Origin of the sequence: Stackebrandtia nassauensis DSM 44728, assembly GCF_000024545.1 — a bacterium.
Lineage (GTDB): Bacteria > Actinomycetota > Actinomycetes > Mycobacteriales > Micromonosporaceae > Stackebrandtia > Stackebrandtia nassauensis.
The window spans coordinates 6,422,542-6,446,318 of the sequence record NC_013947.1; the positions used below are offsets into that span (position 1 = coordinate 6,422,542).

Below are 23,777 nucleotides of genomic sequence, written 5' to 3' on the forward strand. Positions count from 1 at the left end.
AATGTCTTCGTGGAGTACAACGGCAATCGGCACATGCAGGTTACGGCGCCGTGACGGTTGTCCCGCAAATCCGTCTATAGAGGTCGCACGATCAGTGCGATAAGCGCTCGTACATCCACGGATCGCTATATCCCGTATCCCACGATGGGAGGTCATAGCCGCCGGACGACGCGAAGTACTCGGTCTCACCGTCAGGACAGTCGAGGTTTTCCCAGGTGAACACGTGCGTCGACGGCTCCGGCCACTCGATCGGCAGTTCGTCCACGGTGTCCTCGACCTGGTTCCACACTCCCGAGCCGGCCTGCTCGACCTCGTCGACGGCGTCCGGCGCGGTTTCCGCCTCGACCTGCCGGGTATCGAAGGTGTCATGGGCCGCCGGAGCGTTGTCCCGGAATTCCTCGGTCTCGACCGGCTCGGCCGGGTTGGGTGCCGGTGGTGGCCCCGGGTCGTCGGGCAACAGCGCCGGTGGTTTGGGGTCGGCCTGCGGCGGCGGGAGCGTCTCGGCGCCGCCGTAGCCCCGCGGCTCGTCCAGAACCGACAGCCCACCCGCCGCGGCGATGCCCACCGCCAGCGAGGTCACCAGCGCGAGGCTCATCACCACGGTGGTGTTCCTCCACGACCAGATGGCACTGGCATGCCTGTGGTCGTCGTTCGCGAAAAACCGCATGCCGCCCCCGGATCAGTCTGGTTTGTTGTCGCGACGGCCAAGATGTACGCATCACATGTTACCGAACGTTGCAACTGGGTCTCATTCGGTCATTTTGATGATCACTGTGTCAGGTCCTTCCTATCTTCTGGAATGCTGGGGAGACCCCAATCGATACGACCATCGCGCAAGACCGGCCACCCCGGGCTTCCGCACATCTGAACAGGGAGGACGTAGATGGTCAACGGCGACCAAACCCGTAGTGGTCCCAAAGCCAAATCGCCCGCGCGGCGAAAGAAGACACCGGTCGGCGACCCCGACATGGTGCAGCTGTTGACGCCCGACGGAAAGCGGGTGTCGCACCCGGACTACGCCGTCGATCTGACGGACGAGGAGTATCGCGGACTCTACCGCGACATGGTGATCGTCCGCAGGCTCGACTCCGAGGGAACCGCCCTGCAACGGCAGGGCCAGCTGGGCATCTGGGCCAGCCTGCTCGGCCAGGAGGCCGCCCAGATCGGCTCCGGACGCGCGCTCGCGGCGCAGGACATGGTGTTCCCGACCTATCGCGAGCACGGCGTCCTGTGGACCAAGGGCATCGACCCGATCATGCCGTTCGGGCTGTTTCGGGGCGTCGACCTCGGCGGCTGGGACTCGCGCAAGTACAAGTTCCAGATGTACACGATCGTCATCGGCGCCCAGACCCTGCACGCCACCGGCTACGCCATGGGCATCACCATGGACGGCAAGGTGGGCACCGACGACGGCGAGGCCGTCATCGCCTACTTCGGGGACGGCGCCTCCAGCCAGGGAGACGTCAACGAGTCGCTGGTGTTCTCCAGCGTCTACAACTCACCGATCGTGTTCTTCTGCCAGAACAACCAGTACGCGATCTCCGAGCCGGTCTTCCGGCAGGCCAAGGCCCCACTGTTCAAACGCGCCGACGGCTTCGGCTTCCCCGGCGTACGCGTGGACGGCAACGACGTGCTGGCCACCTACGCGGTCACCAAGACCGCCATGGACAACGCCCGCTCCGGCAACGGCCCCACCTTCATCGAGGCGTTCACTTACCGGATGGGCGCCCACACCACCACCGACGACCCGACCCGCTACCGCGACTCGGTCGAGGTCGACCAGTGGAAGGCCAAGGACCCGATCTCGCGGATGCGCACCTTCCTGGAGGCCGAGAAGCTCGCCGACGCCGACTGGCTGGCCGGTGTCGACGCCGAGGCCGACGAGCACGCCCTGAGTCTGCGCGAGCGGGTCATCTCGATGCCCGACCCGGACCCGGACTCGATGTTCCAGCACGTATTCCGGGAGGGCTCGCCGCTGGTCGACAGCGAGCGCGCCGCATTCGCCGACTACCACGCGTCCTTCGAGGGGAGTGAGCACTGATGACCGACACACTTCGCATCGGCGGCGCCATCGGCGCCGGTCTGCGCAAGGCCATGGAGGACGACCCCAAGGTCCTGATCATGGGTGAGGACGTCGGCAAGCTCGGCGGCGTCTTCCGCGTCACCGACGGACTCCAGAAGGACTTCGGCGAGGACCGGGTCATCGACACCCCGCTGGCCGAGTCCGGGATCGTGGGAACCGCGATCGGTCTGGCCATCCGGGGCTACCGCCCGGTGGTGGAGATCCAGTTCAACGGCTTCGTCTACCCGGCCTTCGACCAGATCGTGTCGCAGCTGGCCAAGATGCACAACCGCTCGCAGGGCACCGTCCCGATGCCGGTGGTGGTGCGGATCCCTTGTGGCGGCGGCATCGGCGCGGTCGAGCACCACTCGGAGTCCCCGGAGGCGTACTTCGCCCACACCGCGGGGCTGAAGTGCGTCTCGGTGTCGAACCCGCACGACGCCTACTGGAAGATCCAGCAGGCCATCGCCTCCGACGACCCGGTGATCTTCTTCGAACCGCTGCGGAGGTACCAGGAGAAGGGCGAGGTCGACCTGTCCGGAACCCTCGCCGACGCCGACCCGCTGCTGTCGGCGAAGGTCGAGCGCGCCGGTGACCACGTCACCGTCGTGGCCTGGGGTTCGATGATGAAGGTCGCCCACGACGCCGCGGGTGCCGCGGCCGACGAGGGCCGCCAGCTGGAGGTCATCAACCTGCGTGCCCTGTCCCCCATGGACATGGAACCGATCTACGCCTCGGTCCGCAAGACCGGCCGTCTCGTCGTCGTCCACGAAGCACCGTCCAACGTGGGCATCGCTTCCGAGATCGCGACCCGGGTCTCCCAGGAGTGCTTCTACTCGCTGGAGTCCCCGGTGCTGCGGGTGACCGGCTACGACACCCCCTACCCGGCCGCGCGCCTCGAAGAGGAGTATCTGCCCGATTTGGACCGTGTCCTCGACGCGGTCGACCGGACGTTCACTTACTAGGGGTTGTGGGAATGCCGAAATACGAGCAATTCAATCTGCCCGACCTGGCCGAGGGTCTCGTCGACGCGGAGATCATCAAATGGCTGGTGTCCCCGGGGGACACGGTGACGCTCAACCAGCCGATCGTCGAGGTCGAGACGGCCAAGGCGCTCACCGAGATCCCCTCGCCGTACGCGGGTCAGATCAGCAAGCTGCACGGCGACGAGGGAACCACCGTCGACGTGGGGCAGCCGCTGGTCACCTTCGACCTCGACCCCGACGGCTCGGCGCCCGCCGAAGTCGCCGAGGAGGAGGAAGACACCAAGGTGCTGGTGGGCTACGGCCCCAAGAAGGTCAGCACGAAGCGGCGGGCCCGCAAGCCCTCCGGTTCGGCACCTGCCGCAGCCCAGCCCGCCCCGGTCGCGGAACCGGCCCGCCCGGTCCCGGCCCAGGCTCCGGCTCCGCAGCCGCCGAAGGCCGAACCGCCAGCTCCCGCTCCGGCTCCGGCCCTCACCGCGACCCCGCAGCGGATCGCGGTGCTGGCCAAGCCGCCGGTACGCAAGCTGGCCAAGGACCTCGGCGTCGACCTGACCACCATCACCGGCACCGGCCCGTCCGGTTCCATCACCCGCGACGACGTGCAGTCCGCCACCACCCAGGCGGCGGCGCAGGCATCTCCTTCCGTTAAGGCCCATCAGGGCCTTAACGCGGCACCGGTGGGCGGCGAGGAACGCATCCCGATCAAGGGCGTGCGCAAACTCACCGCGCAGAACATGTCCCACAGCGCGTTCACAGCGCCGCACGTCACCGAGTTCCTGCAACTGGACGTCACCGCGACCATGGAGGCCGTGGCGCGGTTGAAGACGCTGCCGAACTTCGACGGCGTCAAGGTGTCACCGCTGCTGTTGGTGGCCAAGGCGATGCTGCTGGCCGCCAAACGGCACCCGATGATCAATTCGTCCTGGGACGAGGCGGCGCAGGAGATCGTGGTCAAGCACTACGTCAACCTGGGCATCGCCGCCGCGACGCCGCGTGGGCTGATCGTCCCGAACGTCAAGAACGCCGAGTCGCTGTCACTGCGGGAACTGGCCGAGGCGCTCAACGCGCTGACCGCCACCGCCCGCGAGGGCAAGACGCCGCCGGCCGACATGAGCGGCGGGACGATGACCATCACCAACGTCGGCGTCTTCGGCGTCGACACCGGTACGCCGATCCTGCCGCCCGGCGAGTCGGCGATCCTGGCCTTCGGCGCGGTGCGCGACCTGCCGTGGGTGCACGAGGGTCAGGTGGTCCCGCGCAAGGTCACGACGCTGAGCCTGTCCTTCGACCACCGCATCGTCGACGGCGAGCTGGGCTCGAAGTTCCTGGCCGACGTCGGCGCCTTCCTGGCCGACCCGGGCACCCGGCTTCTGGCCTGGAGCTTAGGTTCTCGGACCTCGTGAGTCCCCCGCCTCGATCCGAGGCGGGGGACTTTCTTTGACCCTCATGATCGACGTCACGTGAGAGCCTTCACCTTAATTTCGATGGAATTTTTAGCCGTTGAGTGTTGTAATGGATGGGACGACAGCGAAGACACCGAAGATCTTGGGGAGCCCCACATGAACACTTTCGAAAAATTCCGAGCCAACCGCCTGCGCCGCGCCGAAGCCGCCCACCAGCGCGCGATCATGCGCAAGCGCGTCGAATCCAGCACAGACTTGGCGCGTCGAGACGCGATGCTGTACTCGAACCGCCTGATGTAAGACCACGTTCTCCTCTGGGGTTAATTGGGTGCATAGGGGCGCCCATGGAACCGGTGATCGCCACAGGCGATCACCGGTTCGTCTTTTCTCCACAAGTGCCTCCCGGCGGCCGTTCGGCCGCGTTATTGCGATTTGGCGGCAATTCCGCTCTGGCTCATGCATCCTCTCGACAGGCGCGGGCATTCATTCGGTAGCGTGTAGCCCGACCAGCGAGGTATGACTTTTTACGGATGTGCGACAGGTGCACGTCCGCTCAGCAGGAGGCGTGATGACGTCCGACCCCAACAACCCGTCGGCGCCGCAGAGCGGGCCACCCGCTCAGCAGTCCTCAGGGGACGAGGACAACACCTCGGTGATCCGGCCTGCGCAAGAGTCCGCGCCGCCGTCCGCCGAGCAGGCGCACGCCGAAGCGCCGACCGCTGAGAATCCCGCGGCCCACCAACCGCAGTCCCCGGCTCCGCAGCCGGAGGACAACGGCACCGCGAAACTCGGCCAGCCGCCGGCCCAGCCGCAGCAGCCGGAGGAGGACCCGGGCACCTCCAAGCTCGGCGGTCCGCCGCAGCAGCAGCCTCCCGCGCAGCCGCAACAGCAGCAGGCGCCGCAATGGCCGCAGATGCCGCCGCCCGCGCACCAGCCGCCCCCGGCACCGGACAGCGACTCCACCCAGCAGATCCCGCAGGTCGCCCCGCCGCAGCCGCCACCGGCGCCTCCGGCCCCACCCGCGCCCTCGCAGGACAACACCTCCGTGCTGCCCACACAGCAGCCGCCGCAGCCTCCCCAGGCTCCGCCACAGCCGCCGCAGGCCGCTCCGCAGCCTCCCCCGCCAGCGCCGCCGCAGCCGCCCGTCGGTCCCGACTCCACCGCCGCGCTGCCCGCCCAGACCCCGCCGGGTCAGATGCCGCCTCCGCCTCCGGTGGCGCCGCCGCAGCCGCCGCCGATGGCTCCCCCGCAGCCGCCGCAGTACCAGCCTCCGCCGCAGCAGTACGGTGCCCCGCCACCACCGATGGGCTCCCCCGCGGCCATGCCCGGGTCGCCCTCGGCGATGCCGGGTTCCCCGCAGGTGTCGCAGCAGCCGGGAATGCCGAGCCCGCCCAGTTCGGCGCCGCCCGCCAACCAGTCCGGCCTGCAGCCGGGAATGCCGCTGTGGGGCGGTTCCCAGCCGGGTGCCACCGCGCAGCAACCCGCCGCCATGCCGGGCTCCCCGGTCGCCGGATCCCCGTGGCAGCCCAGTGACCCCGGCGCTCCGCAGCCGGTCACCGGCCCGCCCGCCGGCCAGCCCGGTCAGCCCGACTTCGGCGGCGGTTTCCCGCCCGGAGGCGGCGTCCCCGGCATGCCCGGTGGCGAGCAGCCCAAGAAGAAGAACCTCGGCCTGCTCATCGGGGTCGGCGTCGCGGCGATCATCCTGATCGCGGGCCTGGCCTTCGGCGGCATCATGCTGTTCGGCGGCGAGAAGTTCGAACAGGGTGGTTGCGTCAAGCAGGAGGGCTCCGAGGCCGTCGCGGTCTCGTGCGACGACAAGGACGCCAAGTACAAGATCACCAAGCAGGTGAAGAAGAGCTCCGAGTGCAAGGACCAGACCATGCCGGTCGTCAAGCTTGAGGACGAGGGCATCGTCTACTGTCTCGAGGCCGCCGACAAGAAGAAGTAAGCACCCCGGCTTTCACCGCACGGGCTTCGGTTCAGGATCCGCTGACCTCTTGGTTCAGTACCTGAACTGGAGCCCGTGCAGTTCTATGCCGTCCTTCCACTCGTGGTGGCGGTTGCGCAGGTCCTTGGTGAGCGTCACCTGGGACAGCGCGGTGTAACCGGCGTCGTGGAAGCAGCGCAGCCCCGCGATGTTGCGGGTGACCGGCTGGATCGTCAGGTACTCCAGCCCGCGTTTGTCGGCCTCGGCGGCGATCCGGTCCAGCAGTTGCGTCCCGATGCCCCGGTCGCGGGCCTTCTCGGTGACCACCAGCGGCTCCACCTCGCCGTGGCGTCCCTCGATGAGCAGGCCGGTGAAGCCGACGACCTCGCCCTCGGTGACCGCGACCCACATGCCCGACAGGCTGATGTTGGTCAGGTAGTCCTCGAACCCGGCGCCGGGGTCGGCGCCGCCGATGGTCGGATCGTCGTAGAACTGCCGGTGAGCCCCGGTCATCTCCACCCACAGGCTCCGGCAGGCGGGATGATCGGTGGCGGGCCGGTATCCGCGTATTTCGACACTCATATGCCATTCCTACTCCTGATGGCCCCGCCACGCCAGATAAACGGTACGTACGGGCCACGGGCTTATTCGCCGATGCCGTCTACCATTCGATGAGGCGACCCATTACCCCACACAGGAGCGCGAGTCATGCCGGAAACCCGTCGAGACCCCATCAACCTGCCGGGCATCAGTTCCCGGGCCTGGGAACACCCGGCCGACCGGGGCGCCCTGGTGGCGTTGCGCGAACTGCGTGGCTTCGACGTCATCCTGCGCAAACTCTTCAGCCTGTTCACCGAGCGTGAGATCCGGCTGATGTTCCTGGGCGGCGCGATCCGGGTGAACCGGCACCAGTACACCCACGTGCACGACGAGTACCTGAAGGTGGCCGCGGTGCTCGACGTCGCCGAGCCGCCGGAGCTCTACGTCTCGCAGAGCCCCTACCTCAACGGCGTCACCATCGGCCTCGACAAGCCGATCATCGCCATCAACTCGGCCTCGGTCTCGCAGCTCGACGACGAGGAACTGCGGTTCCTGCTCGGCCACGAGCTCGGCCACGCCCAAAGTGGGCACGCCCTCTACCGCACCATGCTGATGTGGGTGCTGCGGCTGACCGGCGGCCTGTCGTGGCTGCCGGTGGGTGTGGTGGGTCTGCGGCTCATCCTGGCCGCGCTGTACGAATGGCAGCGCAAGTCGGAACTGTCGGCGGACCGGGCCGGAGTGCTCGCCGTCCAGAACCCCGCCGCGGCCATCCGGGTGATGGCCAAGTTCGCCGGCGGCGGCGACCTGTCCGGTGTGGACATCACCGAGTTCCTGGCGCAGGCCAAGGAGTTCGAGTCCGGGGGCGACATCCGCGACAGCCTCCTCAAGCTGATGCTGCTGGAGCACCGCAGCCACGACTTCCCGGTGGAGCGGGCCGCGGAACTGCACCGCTGGACCACCGAGGGCGAGTACCAGGACATCCTCAGCGGCGAGTACCCCCGCCGGGAGGACGACGAGAACGTCTCGCTCACCGACGAGGCGAAGTCCGCCGCGAAGCACTACCGCGACGCGTTCAACCGCTCCGAGGACCCGCTGACCAAGACGATCCGCAAACTCAAGGACCGCGTCGGCACCTCCCGCAACGACAACAGCAGCAACTAGCCAACCTCGCACCGGCCCGGTCGTCGCGCGCAGCGCGATCGCCGGGCCGCACGCGTCCAGTACCGTGAGCGCGTGGACCTGGAATACCTGCGCGCGCACCCGGACAAGCTGCCGATGTTCATCGAGCATCAGCGCATCCGCTCCACACCGGTCGGCGGCGGTTCGATCAGTGTCACCCAACGGCTGACCCTCGACGACGGCACCGACGTGTTCGCCAAGTTCAATGAGGACGGACCACCCGGGTTGCTGGAGGCCGAGACACGCGGAATCGCCTGGCTGGCCGAAGCCGGGGCACCGGTCCCCCACGTCCTGTGCGCCACCGCCGAGGTACTGGTCAGCGACTGGATCGACCCGGGAGCCCCGGGCGTGGTGGCCGCCGAAGAACTCGGACGGCGCCTGGCGGAGCTACACCGCTTCGGCACCAAGACTTTCGGCGCGCCCTGGCCGGGTTTCATCGGACGGCTGCCCCTCGACAACGAGGTGGCGGAGCGGTCGTGGTCGGGCTGGTTCGCGTCCCGGCGGCTGCTGCCCTACCTGCGGGACTCACGCGACAACGGCTCCCTGTCGGCCGCCGACGTCGCCGCCGTCGAGGCCGTCATCACCCGCATCGAAGAGCTGGCGCCACCGGCGGAACCGGTGGCGCGACTGCACGGCGACCTGTGGCCCGGCAACATCCACTGGGGACGTGACCGGGCCTGGCTCGTCGACCCCGCCGCCCACGGCGGCCACCGCGAGACCGACATCGCACTGCTGCACCTGTGGGGCGGGGCGCCGCACCTGGACCGGATCGTGGCGGCGTACCACGAGATGTGGCCGCTGCCCGAAGGCTGGCGACACCGGATTCCGTTGCACCAGCTGCATCTGCTGCTGGTCCACACCGCGATGTTCGGCAGCGGCTACCGGGACCAGGTGATGGACGCGGTACGGCAGCTGTGAGCACCCGGGTAACCGCGTGAGGAAGTCGGCGTAGGCGATGCTGCGGTCCCACAGTCGCTCGGCGCGGCGCTGGGCCGCCGCGAGGTGTTCGTGGGAGTAGCGGTAGTGCCGCGCGATGATGCGGCGCTGCTCGTCGCATTCGAGCTCGACCTCGAGTTCTCCGTCCCAGATGCCGAAGTCGACGCACAGATCCGCTGGCAGGTCCTCCTCGTAGGTGATGCGCACGTCGATCCCGGCGGACAGCTGTTCCTCGATGACGCCCCGATACGGTTGCCGCCGCAGTTCCTCGGCGACCTCGCCGCGGACGATGAAGACGCGCCGGAAGGTCACCTCGCCGGTCTTGGCCAGTTCCCGCAGCCGGTCCCGAATCTCGGCCTGATAGTTACGTCCGTACGGGGTGAGCCAGAAGTCGAGCGGATGGAAGGACGTGCAGAACACGTCCCGCTCGAAGGTCCGCACCAGGTGCGATCCCAGCGAGGACGAGCTGCCCCCGAGAACGATGTGGCCGGTCTCCAGGGCCCTGGCGGCCTGCCCGAGCAGGTCATCCACCACTCCGAACAGCGGGACCGGGATGTTGGGGACGGCCTCGTGAACCCGATTGATGGTGTGGGCGAGATTGCCGCCCTCCCGGGCACTGCCGCGAAGGTGGGCCAGCGCGGCGGCAAGACCATCCTGTTTGGATAGATCGGCGCCCAGACAGATCAGCCGGTCGTTGGTGGCGTGGACGACGCGCATGAGGCTGTTCGTCACGGCCGTGTACTCGACGATGAGCAGCCCCATGGTCACGATGACCCCGAGCGCCAGCGACAGTTGCAGGTCGGCGTTGACGGCGTAGGTGATGAGGCCGCAGGCGAGCCCGGCGACCACGTTGGCGACCTGCGTCAGCCGATAGCGGCGCTGGGACGCCGGACCTCGACGGGTGGCGGGTACGTCGTCCGCGCCCTGGATCTTCGACATGGTGTGCTCCTGCCACGGTGTTGGGTTCAGCCTGCTGCGAAGAGGGCTACGACGGTCAGGTAATGGCCGATTCCCGCGGCCGCGGTGCCGGTGATCTGGTTCAGTCCCCGCAGGGACCGCGCGAGCGACCGCCGCCCGCCGAGGAGGCCGGTATGGACGGTCTTGTTCCACGTGTCCACCGTCCTAGCCAATGCCCGATGAGACGGCGTCGCCCCCAGGTGCGGCAGGTACGCCTTTTCCGGAATGACCAACCCCCGGTCCCCGTCCGGCACGTCCTCACCGTTGATCAGGGCGTTGACGGCGGTGCGAAGCCGTGGCACATCGGGATTATAGGCACCGGTGAGGGTATGACGACTGCTGAACACACAACGATCGCTGAACACCAGCCCGGTCAGCCGGTTCCGCGCGGCATCGGTCAATCCGTTGTGGATCACGCGCTCCAGGCGACCGCGCGTGTAGAACCGCATGTCCCGAGTGGGCGGTGACGCCGCGTCAAGAAAGAACGTCATGGAATAGGTCCGACGGTCCGCCGCCACCGGTATCCATGACAGACAATCACGGCCATACACGTCGAGAACCACCGCACTCGGCCCCCGTCGCGACGCGACGGCCATCCCGATCCCACGCACGACCTCGGCGAACGACTCCTCGTCCAGCTCCGAGAACGGCGCCCCCACACTGAGGTACACATCGGTCGGATCAGCGGCGAAATCAAAGTCGCGCATGTCGGTCAACCGAAACCTCACACCCGCCTCCCCACCCAACCGCCGCTCCCCCAACGCCAACAGCGACGGACTGCTGTCCACCGCCGTATACCCGAAGTGGACGCCCCGGCCCAGCGCAGCCCGCGTCAGCCACCAACCCTCGCCCGCCCCGGCACCCAGATCGACCACCCTGATCCCCCGCCGGCCAGCCCGAACATGACGCAACGCCACCCGCAGCAGGCCGACGTAATCGGGCCGCTCCCAGTCCACTTTGACAGCATCGCCCCGGTCCGGCGAACGATAGTGCCCAAGCGCGTCCGCGTACAGGTCCGTCTCGCCACCAGCTTGCGCGTTCACCGGGCCAGCGCCGCCTTCCTGTTGGACGCCAATTCATCCCAGCTTCACACACGACACCGCCCTGCCCGGATTCCCGGACGAGACCGGACGCCGTCCGGCTAACGCGCGGGAACAACCTCCCGATCATGGAAGTCGTGATCGGCGTCCACCTCATCCAGTGACGACAGGTGCCTGCGACGCGCCACCAACACCACAATCGCGGCCGCACAACAGGCCGCGCCCACGAAGTACGGCACCGACGGCGAGAACTCCTCCCCCAGCTTGCTGGCCACGAACGGCGCCAACGCCGCGCCCAACCACCGCACGAAGTTGTACCCGGCGGAAGCCACCGCGCGCGGCGCGTCCGACACCTCCATGGCGGCCTCGGTGAACACGGTGTTGTTGACCCCAATCGCCAACCCCGTAGCGACGGTGAACCCGATGACCCCGGCAGCCCCGGACAACGCGATCCCCACCTGGCTCACCAACAAGAATCCCAACGCCAAGTACATGGTGCGCACCGACCCAAAACGCCGCTGCATCACGGGAGCCAAGAACACCGAACTAACAGCGACGGCGACACCCCAGCCAAAGAACACCGCACCGATCCCATAAGCCGACATGCCCAACACAAACGGGGTGTACGCCAACACGGTGAAGAACGCGAAGTTGTAGAACACCGCCGCACCCGCCGTTGTAGACAGTCCACCATGCAACAGCGCCCGCAACGGATCGGACAACCGAGTCCTGGCCCTCCCCGCGCTCTCCCGCTTCAACAACACGGTGATGAGCACAAAACCAACGGCCATCAACGCGGCGGTACCGAAAAACGGATACCGCCAATGCCAGTCACCCAGCAGCGCACCAACCAGCGGCCCCATCGAAATACCAAGCCCCAACGCGGCCTCGTAGAGCAAGATCGCGGCTTCGGCCCCACCCGAAGCGGCACCAACGATGACGGCCAACGCGGTGGCCACAAAAACAGCGTTACCCAAACCCCACCCAGCTCGGAACCCGACCAACTGCCCCACCGTGTCCGAAGTACCCGACAACGTCGCGAACACCACCACGATCGCCAATCCAATAAGGAGTGTCTTCTTCCCGCCAATCCGACTCGAGATCCACCCCGTAACCAACATCGCCACAGCGGTCACCAGAAAATAACTGGTGAACAGCAACGACACCTGACTCGGAGTGGCGTCCAACCCCTCAGCGATGGACGGCAGAATCGGGTCCACCAACCCGATCCCCATGAACGCGACCACGGCGGCAAAAGCGGTGGCCCACACCGACGCGGGCTGACGCAGAATACTTCCAGAAGCAGAACTGTGGCCTGTGGACACTACTGAATCACTCCTTCTCACATAGCCGGGACAAAGCGGGCAACGCGGCAGCGATGGCCGCACGATCCTCGGCAGCCAATCCCTCCAACCGCTCGGCGAGAAAACCAACGCGAGCCCGCCGCCCCACCGAAAGCGCCCCCCGCCCGGCCTCGGTGAGAGCGACGGTGACAACGCGAGCGTCGGACTCGTGAGACCCCCGCACAACCAACCCGTCGCGCTCCAACCGATTGACCTGAACGGTCATGGTCGGCATCCGAACCCCATGCTCAGCGGCCAACTCGCTCATCCGTCGACTCCCGGCCGCCAACGAACCCATGACGGCCAACTGCGGAGCAGAAACCTCGCTATCAGCCGAAACCCGACGCAACAACAGCACGATGTCGCGCAACGTCCGGTTCACGTCGGCGGCCAGATCGGCGGTACTCACGGCGACTCCCAAGATAGTTAGCCAAACTAATTAGTCGAGCTAACTATATGCCCGACCTCACGAACGGATCAATGTCCGACGACTGCGAGATACCCCACTGCCGCTTGGTCGAGTGGGTTACAGCCGCTCCTCCAACCGCGCACGAAGACCGGAGTAGTCGTGGTTGGGGAAGAGCTCCGGGAACACGTCGAGCATCGTCTTGATGTCTCGGGCCGCCGTCGTGAAGTCGTAGTCCGTCCGCAGTTCCTTCGTGATGTCACAGAAGAGGAACTGCCATCCGGACGTTCCCTTGGTGAGGATGAGGGCGTCCAGGTACTCCTGATAGTTGATGTCCATGCGGAGGGTGCCCCGGCCCAGGTGGAAGTACCACAACTCCGGGTCCGAAGTGCCGGGTTGGAGTCTGAGGGTGGCCTGGTGGCCGGATCCGCTGTCGGGCTTGTCGTCGATCACGCGAAGTTCTGTGTGGAGTTGGCGCTCGGCTAGAGTGGAACTGCGCACCGAGAACGGAGGGGGCGGAGTGGCGAGTGCTTCCGGAAGGTTGCCGATCCTGAACTCTCCATTGAGCTCTGCGTCTTCGATGCGCCAGCGGGTCCACAGGCAGTTGAATCGCACGAAGCTTTGGTGGAAGTGGGGGGCCAATTCCATCCCGTACTTGTCAGCGATCATCCGGAGAGTTGGCTCGGCGTCCTCGTCGAGGTCCGCGAGCCCGTCGTTGTGCTCCTCCCAAACGGACATCCGTTCGTTTCCGCTGATCTCCTCCTGCATTCGCGTGAGTCGACGCTCGTACGGGGTGAGATGACGCATCGTGTCTTCTCCTTGTGTCATTAGTACTTCCGTTGCTACAAGGTCCTTGGCGGCATCGGTGAGACTAACGTTCGGGGTGGGTGGGAGCCGGGCCTGGCACCGGCCCATTGACGGGGGACGAGAAACAGCGACTGGGCCGCCCGGGTTAGCCCCACGAGGCGAACTGGTGCGCCACAACGAGCCCGCGATCGTCACACCTCGACTGGCGTCTGCGGCCGAGAAGGAGGAGGCCGCCGAGCGAAGCGAGGTGACGACTTTGGTCGCGGCCAGCGGTTGTGGGGGCGATGAGGGGGGTTAGCGGTATTTGTCGGGGTTGGGGAGGAGTTCGTTCATGGCTCCCGAGCGGAAGCCGCGGGGGTCGAGGGTTACCGAGGTGAAGTCTTCGAGCGTGGTGGTGAGGGTGGAGGCCGCGACTGCTTCGACCAGGTCGGGGTCCACTTCGATCTTGGCGTGGTCGTCGCCCATGTCGCGGACGCGGAGGTTGCGGATCGGAATTCCGGCATTGTGGAGTGTGGTGCGGAGGTGGGCTTCGGCGCGGGCTACGCGGGACAGGCCGCGGCTGGTTACTTCGATGCCGTAGGCGATGCGGCTGGAGAGGCAGGCCGCGGCGGGCTTGTCCCATGTGGTGAGTCCCCAGATGCGGGATGCCGTGCGGATTTGGGACTTGGTCAGGCCGGCGTCGCGGAGGGGGGTGATCGCGCCGCGTTCGGCGGCTGCTCGGATGCCGGGGCGGAAGCCCGCGATCGCGTCGTCGGCGTTGGTGCCGGTGGCGATAGTGGCGATGCCCAGTTGGGAAGCCAAGGGGTTCAGGGTGTCCAGTAGTTCGGACTTGCAGAAGTAACAGCGGTCGCCCGCGTTGGCGCGGTAACCCTCGCGAGAGAGTTCGTCGGTGCCGGGGGTGAGGTGGCGGACGCCCAGGGAAGCGGCGAACTCGCGGGCGGCGTCCAGTTCGGATGGTGGGAGGCTTGGGGAGACGGCGGTGGCGGCGGCGACCGCGTCAGGGCCCAGGGCGCGGGTGGCGGCGGCCAGGAGGAAGGCGGAGTCGGCGCCACCGGAGAAGGCGACCAGGAGGGAGCCGTGGCCGCGCAGCCGGGCGTCGAGATCGGCCAGGGCGGCGGTGAGGTTGTCGTCGAGCTGGGCTGCCATCACCCGAGCGTACGAGCCTGTGGAAATAACGAGTGCCCTGGGCTGATACAGCCCAGGGCACTACCCCCAAAGGAAAGGAACGACGGTTCCAATGCCCGATCAGAGTATCCGACCGTGTTTTCCCGATGACACGGGGTTGTGGCTAATCGGTTACTGACGATACGGCCGAAGCCTTTGTGCTGCTGGGAGCACAGATCAAGTTGATGTCGTATTTGCCCTTCGGTGCCTTGGCCGGGATCGTCACCGACAGGCTCGCCTTGCCGCCCGACAGCGACAGGATGGTGCCGATCGACAGGTCGTCCCCCTTGACGTGGATGATGGCCTTGGTGTCGATCGTCAGACACGTGATGTCGACGTCGATCTTCTGTCCGACCTTGACCTTGCCCGGCAGCTTGACCGACGCCTTCAGCGGTGGTGCCGCCTCGGCTTCCCCGGCCGCGGCCCCCGCCACCAGGAACGCCCCGATGGCGAACAGACTCACGATCCCGATGCGAGAAAGTATGCGCATTAAATCCTCCCCCAGAAAATGTCGTCCTCCCCGCGCACGATCTTGCCCGAAGACGGCTAGGAGTTGTCGGTTTCCTCCGAACGGGGGCGCCGGATCGCGCGGACCAGACCGACCAGACCCGCGAGGGTGAAGACGCTGGCGAAGATCCAGCCGATGGCGTGCGGGGGGATGGTGTGGATGTCGTCGATGAGCCACACCACCGCCAGGGTGGCGAAGAACAGGCCCGCGATGAGGGACAACGTGTCGGGAGAGTGTCGTTTCATCGCTCGATCTCCAGACTCCCCGACTCGACGACGGCGTTGACGACGAGGGTGCCGCCGCCCTTGCCGTCCGGGCCGAGGGATTCGTAGCCGCGGTTCCAGCGGACGCCGTCCTGGTCGATCTGTTCGCCGTCGACGGTTACCGTGCTGCGCTGGAAGTCCGCGTTGACGATGACGTCGAGGTTCTCGGGGACCAGGATGGTGGCGGTGCCGGTCCAGATGTTGACCGACAGGGTGGCCCGGTCGTCGTCGGCGAAGTCGACGCCGGACAGGTCCAGCCCGGACTCGCCGAGGTTGGCGGTCAGCTGTGAGGGGATGTCGTCCACCTCGACGACCTGCGTGTACTGGGACGAGAACGGGACGGTCGGCAGGTTCTGCCCGAGGATCGAGACCCCGGCCAGGCTGATCGACAGCACGACGCCGAGCAGGATCAGGCCGCGGCCGCGGCCCCACCAGGTGCCCAGCAGCAGGCCGCCGCCGCAGATCAGCAGCGCCACCGCGATCGTGGAGCCCAGCGGGATCTTGGCGCCCAGCATGTCCAGGATCGCGGCGCCGCCGATGACGATCACCACGAGGCAGAACGTCACCAGGCCCAGCGAGGAGCGTTCCGGGCGCTGGCGCGGGGCCGGTGGCGGAGCGGGCGGGGGCGGGGGCGGCGGGGACTCGGCCGGGAGTTCGAGGGTGCGGTTGGCGTAGGGGCCGTGCGGGGCGAACGGCGCGGCGTACTCGTCGGCGTAGGTCTTGGCGGGCGGGGTCTCGGGTTCGACGGCGACGGGTTCGGTGCCCTTGCGCCGGGCCAGCACCACCACCAGCGCCGCGATGAACGCGAACACCAGGAACGGGCGGCCGTTGGTGCTGATGAAGGTCATGATCGCGACCAGGACCGCGCCCAGTCCCAGCAGCACCGTGACGACGCGGGAGGTGCTGGAGCGCTTCGTCGACACCATCGCCCCGAACGGCGAGGTCTGGTCGCCTTCGGCGGGGAACGCCAGCCAGCACAGCAGGTAGAGCACCAGCCCGGCCCCGGCGAACAGCGTCAGGACGGCCAGCAGCACCCGCCACAGCAGCGGGTCGGTGCCGGTGGCGCGTCCGAGGGCGGCGCCGACGCCCGCGATCCTGCGGTCCTCGGCCGAGCGGATCAGACCGAAGCGTGCCGCGCGGCCGCCGGTGCTCGGCGGGGCGGTGGTTTCCTCGGTCATGCCCCGATCCTGCCAAGTCCGCGGCGCGAGCGCATCGGTCCCCACCCCTGAGTTAACCCTGAGCTTGGGAAAGTCCGGGTCGGGTCAGGGGTGGTAACCCTGGTCGAGCAGGGCCGGAGCGTGTGACGATCAATGGGTCACAGAAAAGAGGTGCACCGCCATCGATACCACCGCGACCGCGACCCCCGCTCGTCCGCCGCTGCGCCGCCGCCGGGCCGGACGGCTGCTGACGGGTGTCGCCAAGGGCGTCGCTGAGCATCTGCGCATCCGGCCGATCTACGTGCGGCTGGCTTTCGTGGTGCTGTCGACGCCGTGGTTCGACAGCATCGGCGTGCTGTTGTACGTCGCGCTGTGGGCGGTGCTGCCCAGTGAGAAGAGCGAGCATCCGTGGCGGGATCGGCACCAGTGGCCGATCTTCGCGGTGCTGGGGCTGGGGTTGCTCATCTTCGCGATGACGACGAACCTGACCTCCAGCGGGATGCTGTTCGGCTGGGTGGCCGCGACGGTGGCGCTGGGCGCCGGGTTCATCTGGCACCAGATCAAGCCGGACCCCGCGATGGTGAAACCCGCGGTGTCGCCCAAGGGGAAGCGGGACGCGATCCTGCGGTTGGGCGGCGGCGGGTTGTTGGTCGCCACCGGCGTGATCGGGACGATGGTGGTGCTGCTGGGGCTGGACGAGCGCAACGCCGACAGCATCATCAACAGCGTCCTGTTCACGGTGATCGCGTTGGCCGGTATGGCGTTGGTGTTCGGGCCGCTGGCCTGGCGCACCATGACCCAGCTGCGCAGTGAGCGCGAGGCGCGGGTACGGGAGGCCGAGCGGGCCGACATCGCCGCGATGGTGCACGACCAGGTGCTGCACACGCTGGCGCTGATCCAGCGTCGCGCCGGGGACAGCCGCGAGGTGGTGCGGCTGGCGCGCGGGCAGGAACGGGCGCTGCGCAACTGGCTGTACAAGCCGGGCGCCGACGCCGAGGAGAAGCTACAGGCCGCGCTGGAGGCGGTGTCGGCGGAGGTGGAGGACTCCTTCGCCATCAGCGTGGACGCGGTGGTCGTGGGCGACTGCGACATGGACCCGCACTCGGCGGCGCTGGTGGCCGCAGCCCGGGAGGCGATGGTCAACGCCGCCAAACACGCCGGAGTCGACAGCATCTCGCTGTACGCCGAGGTGGAGCCGGACCTGTTGAGCGTGTTCATCCGCGACCGTGGCGCGGGTTTCGATCCGGACGACGTGGACGCCGACCGGCACGGCGTCCGTGGTTCGATCATGGACAGGATGCTGCGGCACGGCGGCAAGGCCGAGGTGCGCAGTACCGTCGGCGAAGGCACCGAGGTGCGGTTGCACATGCCACGCGGCCAGGAGGACAAACGATGAACGACACGGACAAACGCCTGCGGGTGTTCCTCGTCGACGACCACGCGATGTTCCGCGCCGGGGTGCGCTCGGAGCTGGGTGAGGCCGTGGAGGTCGCCGGGGAGGCGGGGACGGTCGCCGAGGCGATCACCGGCATCGAGAAGCAGCTGCCCGATGTGGTGCTTTTGGACGTTCACATGCCCGATGGTGGCGGAAGAGCCGTGCTGGAACGGGTTCGGGCGTCGCGTCCGGACGTCAAGTTCCTGGCACTGTCCGTTTCGGACGCCGCCGAGGACGTGATCGGACTGATCCGCGCCGGGGCCCGCGGCTATGTCACCAAGACGATCGCGGCGTCCGAACTGGTCGCCGCCATCCGCCGGGTCGCCGAGGGGGACGCGGTGTTCTCGCCGCGGCTGGCGGGGTTCGTGCTGGACGCGTTCGCGTCGAAGTCGCAGGCTCCGGCCAGCGACCCCGAGCTGGACCAGCTGACCAACCGGGAGCGGGAAGTGTTGCGACTGTTGGCCCGCGGCTACGCGTACAAGGAGATAGCGCGCGAACTCTACATTTCGATCAAGACGGTCGAGACACATGTGTCCAATGTGCTCAGAAAACTACAAATGTCCAATAGATATGAGCTTTCCCGGTGGGCTGTCGACCGACGAATTGTCTGATATGGCAGATTTTAGGTTGCGATAATACCTCCTTTTCGGTCATTTCGGTCATCCAAAGGGTTTGGCCCCTAACGCAACCCGTTTCCATCCGCTAACGTGTGTCACTCGGAAGTACTTTCCCCCAACCGAAACAGTTCCCCCGGGAGGGACACAGAATATGAAGAAAACCTGGATGCGGGCGGGCGTTGCCCTGACGGCCGCCGCAGCCCTCGGCGTCGGACTGGCGGGCACCGCCCACGCCGACGACGAGAAAGAGCCCGTCAAGGCCACTCCCACCACCGAAAGTGGCTGGAAGGTCAATGGCGGCGACGGTAGTTCGGTCGGCCAGATCAGCGCCAGCCGTATCTACCTGACCACCGCCGACGGCACCAAGTCCCCGGTGTACTGCATCGACATCCACACCCGCCTCGACACGACCCACGAGTACGAGGAAGGCAGCTGGGAAGAGTCCGGCGTCGCCAACCTCCCGCTGGTGCAGTGGATCCTTCACAACAGCTACCCGAACGTCGCCCCCGCTGACCTCGCCGAGGCGGCTGGAGCCGACGTCGCCGGACTGGACGAGAAGACCCTCGAACAGGCCGCGTACACCGCGACCCAGACCGCGATCTGGAACAAGACCGACGGCTTCAAGCTCGACGCCGCGGACTCCACCGCTGAGGGTGCCGAGATCGACGCTCTGGTGACCGCTATCGACAAGTACCTGGTCGAGAGCGCCGAGGAAATGCCCGAGCCCACCAAGGAGTTCACCCTTGACGGTCCGGACGCCTGGGACGCCTCCGAGAAGTCCGACGCCTTCAAGCTGACCGCTCCCGGCGGTACCGCGAAGGTCAAGGCCGAAGGCGCCAAGATCGTCGACGAGAACGACAAGGAACTCTCCGAGGTCAAGTCCGGTCAGGAGTTCTACCTGATCCCGGATGACGGTGCCGAGAAGATCACGCTGACCGCCACCTCCGAGTACTCCACCCCGTCCGGTTCGGTCTTCCTGACCACCGGTCAGCCCGTCGAGGCCGCCAAGGAGCTGAAGACCGACAAGTCGCAGCGCCTGATCCTGGCCAAGGCCCTTCCGGGTGAGACCGGCGCCGAGTGGGAGTTCGAGCTCGACGACAGCGGAACCCTGCCGGTCACCGGTATGTCGCTGACCAACTCGCTGCTGGCCGGTGCCGGTCTGCTGCTGGTCGGTGCGCTGGCCGTCGTCGTGATGCGCCGCCGTCGCGTTGCCTCCTCCTGGGGCGACGCGTAAGCACCACTGAGTTAGACGCAGTACTTCTGGGGCGGTTCCCGTGATGCGGGAACCGCCCCTTCGATGTTCGCGAACCGCCCATCCTGTGGCATACTTGCCGACGTGCACAGCGACACGCGATTTTATGGCTACTACGGCACCGGTTGTCCGGGCCGTAGGTCGTGCTGAGCTGTAAACAGACCTACCGCCCCGGGCATCGAGCCCGGGGTGTTTTTCATGAGACCGGGTTCGTTTCGAGGCGACAGACACTCTTCACACGAAACAGGGAGCACCCGACATGAACGCCGACACCGCCACCACCGAGCCCGACCTCAACACGCTTCGCGAGCGCATCAACGGCATCGATGACGAGATCATCCGGCTGTGGAAGGAACGATCGCAGGTGTCCAAGGAGGTGGGCCGGATCCGGATGGCCGCGGGAGGCACTCGGCTTGTGCTGTCCCGCGAGCGCCAGATCTGCGAACGCTTCCGCGAGGCGCTCGGCGAGGACGGGACCCAGCTGGCGCTGTTGCTGCTGCGAGCCGGTCGCGGCCCCTTGTAGACACCGCTCCTCGGCACCTCGCATCCGGCGAAAACCAGTGGAACGGCGCCGCCGTGCGCCGTTAGCATGCGATGGAACTTGTCGTCTTCAGCGAGGACGTGCCGTTGTACACCCTGTGAGACCTCCCAAGAACTGATTCTCAGCGCGCCGCGCTTCCGCGCCGCGCTCATCTTTGTTGCGGACTTCTCACCGAGACGGGTGTATCTCCATGCTCGAAAACTGGGTGGTCATGCCCACCCGGTTGCCGCTGATTCGCCGTCGCTGCCACGTGTGCGCCTCCGCGCGCTTTGGGCCGAGCGGCAAATTCCGCGTCAATGCCAACCAGAAACTCATCGACGTGTGGCTCCTCGCGCTGTGCACCGGCTGCGGGGAGACCACGAAGCTCACGGTCCTGGAGCGGACGAGAGTGCGCGCCATTCCGTCCGGACTGCTGGACCGGCTGCTTCACGACGACCCCGACCTGATCGCCGAACTGCTCCAGGATCCGGCGATCCAACGCCGCAATCGCGTCTGTCTCGACTGGGAGGACGCGTGGCGTCTCGACACCGGTGAGCCGGACCGTCAAGGCGCCGAGGTCATCGAAGTCGCCGTCCATTTCGCGGCCCGGATCCCGGTCCGGGTGGAGCGACTGATCGCCGAGGGCCTGGGGCTGTCCCGGGCCGAGGTGGAACGACTGACCGTGACGGGAAACCTCGTCTCGGCGGTGAAGCCGAGCGGCAAGCTCAGCGAGGACTTCACCTTCACGGTCAAACGCTGAACCGCTCACGGGCCCGTCCGGCAGACCCGCCGGGCGGGCCCGCCCGTGGCGCGAAGCGGTGTCCCAGGCGGGGCCTAGACTGACAGGCGCCATGGACTCTCTCTTCGAAACCGCGCTTCCCGCTTCCGGTTCGGCCGCCGATTCCCTGCTCGACGGGCTCAATGACCCGCAGCGGCAGGCTGTCCTGCACGAGGGCCCGCCGCTGTTGATCGTGGCGGGAGCCGGTTCCGGCAAGACCCGGGTGCTGACGCAACGCATCGCGCACCTGGTGGCCGTCCGGGGTGTGCACCCCGGGGAGATCCTGGCGATCACCTTCACCAACAAGGCCGCCGCCGAGATGCGGGATCGGGTCTCAAGCGTGGTCGGCAACCGGGCCCGGATGATGTGGGTGCTGACCTTCCACGCCGCGTGCATGCGGATCCTGCGGCGGGAGCACGAGCGGCTGAACCTGAAGTCCACCTTCACCGTCTACGACTCCGACGACTCGCGGCGGCTGATGCAGCAGGTGGCCCGGGACATGGAGCTGGACAAGCGCCACACCCCCCGGGGCCTGTTGGCCTCGGTGTCGCGGCTGAAGAACGAGCTCATCGACCCGGACGCCGCGATGGCGGCGGTGGAGACGCCGCACCACCGCACCGTCGCCGAGGCCTACAAGCGCTACGACGAGCGGCTGCGGGCGGCGCACGCTCTCGACTTCGACGACATCATCGGGCACACCGTGCACCTGTTCCGGGCCTACCCGCAGGTGGCCCGGGAGTACCGGCGCCGGTTCCGGCACGTCATGGTCGACGAGTACCAGGACACCAACCACGCCCAGTACGAGCTGGTGCGGGCGCTGGTCGGCGACGACGCGACCGACGAGGAGGTGCCGCCGTCGCAGTTGTGCGTCGTGGGCGACGCCGACCAGTCGATCTACGCGTTCCGGGGCGCGACGATCCGCAACATCCTGGAGTTCGAGCGCGACTTCCCCGACGCGACGACGATCCTGCTGGAGCAGAACTACCGCTCCACTCAGACCATCTTGGACGCCGCCAACGGCGTGATCCGCAAGAACCCGTCCCGCAAGGACAAGAAACTGTGGACGGATTCGGGGCCGGGCGCCAAGATCAAGCGTTACGACGCCGACAACGAGCACGACGAGGCGGCCTGGGTCGCCGAGCGCATCGACGCGCTGGCCGACTCCGACGGGGTGAAGCCCCGCGACGTCGCGGTCTTCTACCGCACCAACGCCCAGTCCCGGGTCTTCGAGGACGCGTTCATCCGGCGCGGCATCCCGTACAAGGTCGTCGGCGGGGTGCGGTTCTACGAGCGCAAGGAGGTCCGCGACGCGCTGGCCTACCTGCGGCTGACCGTCAACGAGGACGACATCGTCTCGGGGCGCCGGGTCGTCAACGTGCCCAAGCGCGGCATCGGCGACCGGGCGGTGGCCTGTGTGGACGCGCTGGCCGACCGGGAGCAGATCTCGTTCGGGGCGGCGCTGCGCCGGGTCGACGAGGCCGTGGGCATCTCCACCCGGGCCGCCGGGGGCGTCAAGAAGTTCGTGGCGGTGCTGGACGCCGCCCGCGAGCGCGTCGACGCCGGCGAGCCGCCCGAGGTGGTGCTGGAGACGCTGCTCAACGACTCCGGTTACCTGGCCGAGCTGAACGCCTCCACCGATCCGCAGGACGAGGCGCGGGTCGACAACCTGCAGGAGCTCGTGTCGGTGGCCCGGGAGTACACCGAGCGGGTCGAGGCCGAAGTCGACGTCGATTCCGACGTCCCGGGTCCGACGGTGGCCAACTTTCTGGAGCAGGTGTCGCTGGTGGCCGACGCCGACCAGATCCCCGACCCGGAGGCCGACTCCGACGGTGTCGTGACCCTGATGACGCTGCACACCGCCAAGGGTCTCGAGTTCGACGTGGTGTTCCTGTCCGGCATGGACCAGGGCGTGTTCCCGCACGAGCGGTCGCTCGGCGAGGCCAAGGAGATGGAGGAGGAGCGCCGACTGGCCTATGTGGGCATCACGCGGGCCCGGCAGCTGCTGCACGTGTCCCGCGCCGAGACCCGCAGTGCCTGGGGGCAGCCGCAGTTCCATCCGCCGAGCCAGTTCCTGGAGGAGATGCCGGGCGAGCTGCTGGAGGCCGAACGCGCCGTCGCCAAGTCCGCGCTGGGGATCCCCGGCGTCCGGCGGGGCATGTCCACGGCGGAGCTGACCACCCCCAAGCGCCCGGCCGGTGACATCCCGGTGCTGTCGGCGGGCGACCGGGTCTCCCACGACAAGTGGGGGCTGGGCACCGTGGTCGAGGTCAAGGGTTCGGGTCCGCGCGCGCAGGCGTGCGTCGACTTCGGCGAGGGCCCCAAATGGCTCGTCGTCCGGCATGCCCCGATTCAGAAGCTCTGAGGCAGACGACCGGCAGTTCTCCGGAAGTTTGAGCCGATACGTCGCTTTTCGGCGATTGTTCGGTTGTCGTCGGTTTTGCCGCGTGGCAGACTTCCCACCGGCAAGCCCCTGACACAACTATGTGGATAGTTCTTGTCC

General features: G+C 67.4%; 23 protein-coding genes and 1 pseudogene. 13 read left to right on the forward strand and 11 right to left on the reverse strand.

The window, feature by feature from the left end; genetic code table 11:
* Positions 1 to 91 precede the first annotated feature (91 nt).
* Positions 92 to 601 (reverse strand): hypothetical protein, encoded by a 510-nt coding sequence (locus SNAS_RS30015; protein ID WP_144300688.1) that lies wholly within the window; start codon positions 599 to 601, stop codon positions 92 to 94.
* Between the two features lie 282 nt (positions 602 to 883).
* Between SNAS_RS30015 and pdhA the strand changes: the two genes are divergently transcribed.
* The 5 genes from pdhA to SNAS_RS35490 all read left to right on the forward strand — a co-directional run bounded on the left by pdhA (position 884) and on the right by SNAS_RS35490 (position 6,396).
* Entirely contained in the window at positions 884 to 2,041 is a 1,158-nt protein-coding gene (gene pdhA / locus SNAS_RS30020; RefSeq protein ID WP_013021263.1) for a pyruvate dehydrogenase (acetyl-transferring) E1 component subunit alpha, read from the forward strand.
* A complete protein-coding gene (locus SNAS_RS30025; RefSeq protein WP_041625265.1) occupies positions 2,038 to 3,027 on the forward strand; it encodes an alpha-ketoacid dehydrogenase subunit beta in 990 nt (329 codons plus the stop codon). The genes pdhA and SNAS_RS30025 overlap by 4 nt, the downstream gene beginning before the upstream one ends.
* An 11-nt stretch (positions 3,028 to 3,038) precedes the next feature.
* The gene (locus SNAS_RS30030; RefSeq protein WP_013021265.1) at positions 3,039 to 4,448 is read left to right on the forward strand and encodes a dihydrolipoamide acetyltransferase family protein; all 1,410 of its coding nucleotides are present in this window, start codon (positions 3,039 to 3,041) and stop codon (positions 4,446 to 4,448) included.
* Between the two features lie 156 nt (positions 4,449 to 4,604).
* Positions 4,605 to 4,748 (forward strand): hypothetical protein, encoded by a 144-nt coding sequence (locus SNAS_RS36045; protein ID WP_013021266.1) that lies wholly within the window; start codon positions 4,605 to 4,607, stop codon positions 4,746 to 4,748.
* A gap of 268 nt (positions 4,749 to 5,016) precedes the next feature.
* The gene (locus SNAS_RS35490; RefSeq protein WP_013021267.1) at positions 5,017 to 6,396 is read left to right on the forward strand and encodes an LppU/SCO3897 family protein; all 1,380 of its coding nucleotides are present in this window, start codon (positions 5,017 to 5,019) and stop codon (positions 6,394 to 6,396) included.
* Positions 6,397 to 6,450: 54 nt separating this feature from the next.
* Here the strand turns inward: SNAS_RS35490 and SNAS_RS30050 are convergent, their stop codons facing one another.
* Positions 6,451 to 6,957 carry a GNAT family N-acetyltransferase gene (locus tag SNAS_RS30050; protein ID WP_013021268.1) on the reverse strand — a complete coding sequence of 169 codons (507 nt, stop codon included), beginning with the start codon at positions 6,955 to 6,957 and terminating at the stop codon, positions 6,451 to 6,453.
* Positions 6,958 to 7,083: 126 nt separating this feature from the next.
* On the opposite strand from SNAS_RS30050, the gene SNAS_RS30055 reads away from it, so the two are divergent.
* Positions 7,084 to 8,076: a M48 family metallopeptidase gene (locus SNAS_RS30055; RefSeq protein ID WP_013021269.1), complete on the forward strand. Its 993-nt coding sequence runs from the start codon at positions 7,084 to 7,086 to the stop codon at positions 8,074 to 8,076.
* 72 nt (positions 8,077 to 8,148) lie between these two features.
* Entirely contained in the window at positions 8,149 to 9,012 is an 864-nt protein-coding gene (locus SNAS_RS30060; RefSeq protein ID WP_041625269.1) for a fructosamine kinase family protein, read from the forward strand.
* Positions 9,013 to 9,090: 78 nt separating this feature from the next.
* Here SNAS_RS30060 and SNAS_RS37885 read toward each other — a convergent pair.
* From SNAS_RS37885 to SNAS_RS30105, 9 genes and pseudogenes are all read right to left on the reverse strand, one after another.
* Positions 9,091 to 9,969, reverse strand: a pseudogene (locus tag SNAS_RS37885) (hypothetical protein); the annotation flags it as partial.
* A gap of 26 nt (positions 9,970 to 9,995) precedes the next feature.
* Entirely contained in the window at positions 9,996 to 11,030 is a 1,035-nt protein-coding gene (locus SNAS_RS30070; protein WP_013021271.1) for a class I SAM-dependent methyltransferase, read from the reverse strand.
* Between the two features lie 98 nt (positions 11,031 to 11,128).
* Complete coding sequence (locus tag SNAS_RS30075; RefSeq protein ID WP_013021272.1) at positions 11,129 to 12,352, reverse strand: MFS transporter; 1,224 nt, start codon at positions 12,350 to 12,352, stop codon at positions 11,129 to 11,131.
* 7 nt (positions 12,353 to 12,359) lie between these two features.
* Positions 12,360 to 12,779 carry a MarR family winged helix-turn-helix transcriptional regulator gene (locus tag SNAS_RS30080; protein WP_041625271.1) on the reverse strand — a complete coding sequence of 140 codons (420 nt, stop codon included), beginning with the start codon at positions 12,777 to 12,779 and terminating at the stop codon, positions 12,360 to 12,362.
* A gap of 117 nt (positions 12,780 to 12,896) precedes the next feature.
* Positions 12,897 to 13,583, reverse strand: a complete 687-nt coding sequence (locus SNAS_RS30085; RefSeq protein WP_013021274.1) for a hypothetical protein — start codon at positions 13,581 to 13,583, stop codon at positions 12,897 to 12,899.
* A gap of 294 nt (positions 13,584 to 13,877) precedes the next feature.
* Positions 13,878 to 14,729 carry an ATP-dependent sacrificial sulfur transferase LarE gene (gene larE / locus SNAS_RS30090; RefSeq protein WP_013021275.1) on the reverse strand — a complete coding sequence of 284 codons (852 nt, stop codon included), beginning with the start codon at positions 14,727 to 14,729 and terminating at the stop codon, positions 13,878 to 13,880.
* Between the two features lie 142 nt (positions 14,730 to 14,871).
* Positions 14,872 to 15,237 carry a hypothetical protein gene (locus SNAS_RS30095; RefSeq protein WP_013021276.1) on the reverse strand — a complete coding sequence of 122 codons (366 nt, stop codon included), beginning with the start codon at positions 15,235 to 15,237 and terminating at the stop codon, positions 14,872 to 14,874.
* 56 nt (positions 15,238 to 15,293) lie between these two features.
* The gene (locus SNAS_RS30100; RefSeq protein ID WP_013021277.1) at positions 15,294 to 15,500 is read right to left on the reverse strand and encodes a hypothetical protein; all 207 of its coding nucleotides are present in this window, start codon (positions 15,498 to 15,500) and stop codon (positions 15,294 to 15,296) included.
* Complete coding sequence (locus SNAS_RS30105; protein WP_013021278.1) at positions 15,497 to 16,696, reverse strand: PspC domain-containing protein; 1,200 nt, start codon at positions 16,694 to 16,696, stop codon at positions 15,497 to 15,499. Before SNAS_RS30105 ends, SNAS_RS30100 begins: the two co-directional genes overlap by 4 nt.
* 160 nt (positions 16,697 to 16,856) lie before the next feature.
* On the opposite strand from SNAS_RS30105, the gene SNAS_RS30110 reads away from it, so the two are divergent.
* From SNAS_RS30110 to pcrA, 6 genes are all read left to right on the forward strand, one after another.
* Positions 16,857 to 18,071 (forward strand): ATP-binding protein, encoded by a 1,215-nt coding sequence (locus tag SNAS_RS30110; RefSeq protein ID WP_041625273.1) that lies wholly within the window; start codon positions 16,857 to 16,859, stop codon positions 18,069 to 18,071.
* Positions 18,068 to 18,721: a response regulator gene (locus tag SNAS_RS30115; RefSeq protein WP_013021280.1), complete on the forward strand. Its 654-nt coding sequence runs from the start codon at positions 18,068 to 18,070 to the stop codon at positions 18,719 to 18,721. Before SNAS_RS30110 ends, SNAS_RS30115 begins: the two co-directional genes overlap by 4 nt.
* 157 nt (positions 18,722 to 18,878) lie before the next feature.
* Positions 18,879 to 19,961 carry a thioester domain-containing protein gene (locus SNAS_RS30120; protein WP_013021281.1) on the forward strand — a complete coding sequence of 361 codons (1,083 nt, stop codon included), beginning with the start codon at positions 18,879 to 18,881 and terminating at the stop codon, positions 19,959 to 19,961.
* 277 nt (positions 19,962 to 20,238) lie between these two features.
* Positions 20,239 to 20,502 (forward strand): chorismate mutase, encoded by a 264-nt coding sequence (locus SNAS_RS30125; RefSeq protein ID WP_013021282.1) that lies wholly within the window; start codon positions 20,239 to 20,241, stop codon positions 20,500 to 20,502.
* Positions 20,503 to 20,710: 208 nt separating this feature from the next.
* The gene (locus tag SNAS_RS30130; RefSeq protein ID WP_013021283.1) at positions 20,711 to 21,259 is read left to right on the forward strand and encodes a DUF1062 domain-containing protein; all 549 of its coding nucleotides are present in this window, start codon (positions 20,711 to 20,713) and stop codon (positions 21,257 to 21,259) included.
* A gap of 91 nt (positions 21,260 to 21,350) precedes the next feature.
* The gene (gene pcrA, locus SNAS_RS30135) at positions 21,351 to 23,639 is read left to right on the forward strand and encodes a DNA helicase PcrA (protein ID WP_013021284.1); all 2,289 of its coding nucleotides are present in this window, start codon (positions 21,351 to 21,353) and stop codon (positions 23,637 to 23,639) included.
* Positions 23,640 to 23,777 lie beyond the last annotated feature (138 nt).

Excerpts from the sequence above, each read along its gene's own strand:
- pdhA (WP_013021263.1), top strand. The coding sequence starts at position 884 with ATGGTCAACGGCGACCAAACCCGTAGTGGTCCCAAAGCCAAATCGCCC.
- SNAS_RS30030 (WP_013021265.1), top strand. The coding sequence starts at position 3,039 with ATGCCGAAATACGAGCAATTCAATCTGCCCGACCTGGCCGAGGGTCTC.
- SNAS_RS36045 (WP_013021266.1), top strand. The coding sequence starts at position 4,605 with ATGAACACTTTCGAAAAATTCCGAGCCAACCGCCTGCGCCGCGCCGAA.
- SNAS_RS35490 (WP_013021267.1), top strand. The coding sequence starts at position 5,017 with ATGACGTCCGACCCCAACAACCCGTCGGCGCCGCAGAGCGGGCCACCC.
- SNAS_RS30050 (WP_013021268.1), bottom strand. The coding sequence starts at position 6,957 with ATGAGTGTCGAAATACGCGGATACCGGCCCGCCACCGATCATCCCGCC.
- SNAS_RS30055 (WP_013021269.1), top strand. The coding sequence starts at position 7,084 with ATGCCGGAAACCCGTCGAGACCCCATCAACCTGCCGGGCATCAGTTCC.
- SNAS_RS30085 (WP_013021274.1), bottom strand. The coding sequence starts at position 13,583 with ATGCGTCATCTCACCCCGTACGAGCGTCGACTCACGCGAATGCAGGAG.
- larE (WP_013021275.1), bottom strand. The coding sequence starts at position 14,729 with ATGGCAGCCCAGCTCGACGACAACCTCACCGCCGCCCTGGCCGATCTC.
- SNAS_RS30095 (WP_013021276.1), bottom strand. The coding sequence starts at position 15,237 with ATGCGCATACTTTCTCGCATCGGGATCGTGAGTCTGTTCGCCATCGGG.
- SNAS_RS30100 (WP_013021277.1), bottom strand. The coding sequence starts at position 15,500 with ATGAAACGACACTCTCCCGACACGTTGTCCCTCATCGCGGGCCTGTTC.
- SNAS_RS30105 (WP_013021278.1), bottom strand. The coding sequence starts at position 16,696 with ATGACCGAGGAAACCACCGCCCCGCCGAGCACCGGCGGCCGCGCGGCA.
- SNAS_RS30115 (WP_013021280.1), top strand. The coding sequence starts at position 18,068 with ATGAACGACACGGACAAACGCCTGCGGGTGTTCCTCGTCGACGACCAC.
- SNAS_RS30120 (WP_013021281.1), top strand. The coding sequence starts at position 18,879 with ATGAAGAAAACCTGGATGCGGGCGGGCGTTGCCCTGACGGCCGCCGCA.
- SNAS_RS30125 (WP_013021282.1), top strand. The coding sequence starts at position 20,239 with ATGAACGCCGACACCGCCACCACCGAGCCCGACCTCAACACGCTTCGC.
- SNAS_RS30130 (WP_013021283.1), top strand. The coding sequence starts at position 20,711 with ATGCTCGAAAACTGGGTGGTCATGCCCACCCGGTTGCCGCTGATTCGC.
- pcrA (WP_013021284.1), top strand. The coding sequence starts at position 21,351 with ATGGACTCTCTCTTCGAAACCGCGCTTCCCGCTTCCGGTTCGGCCGCC.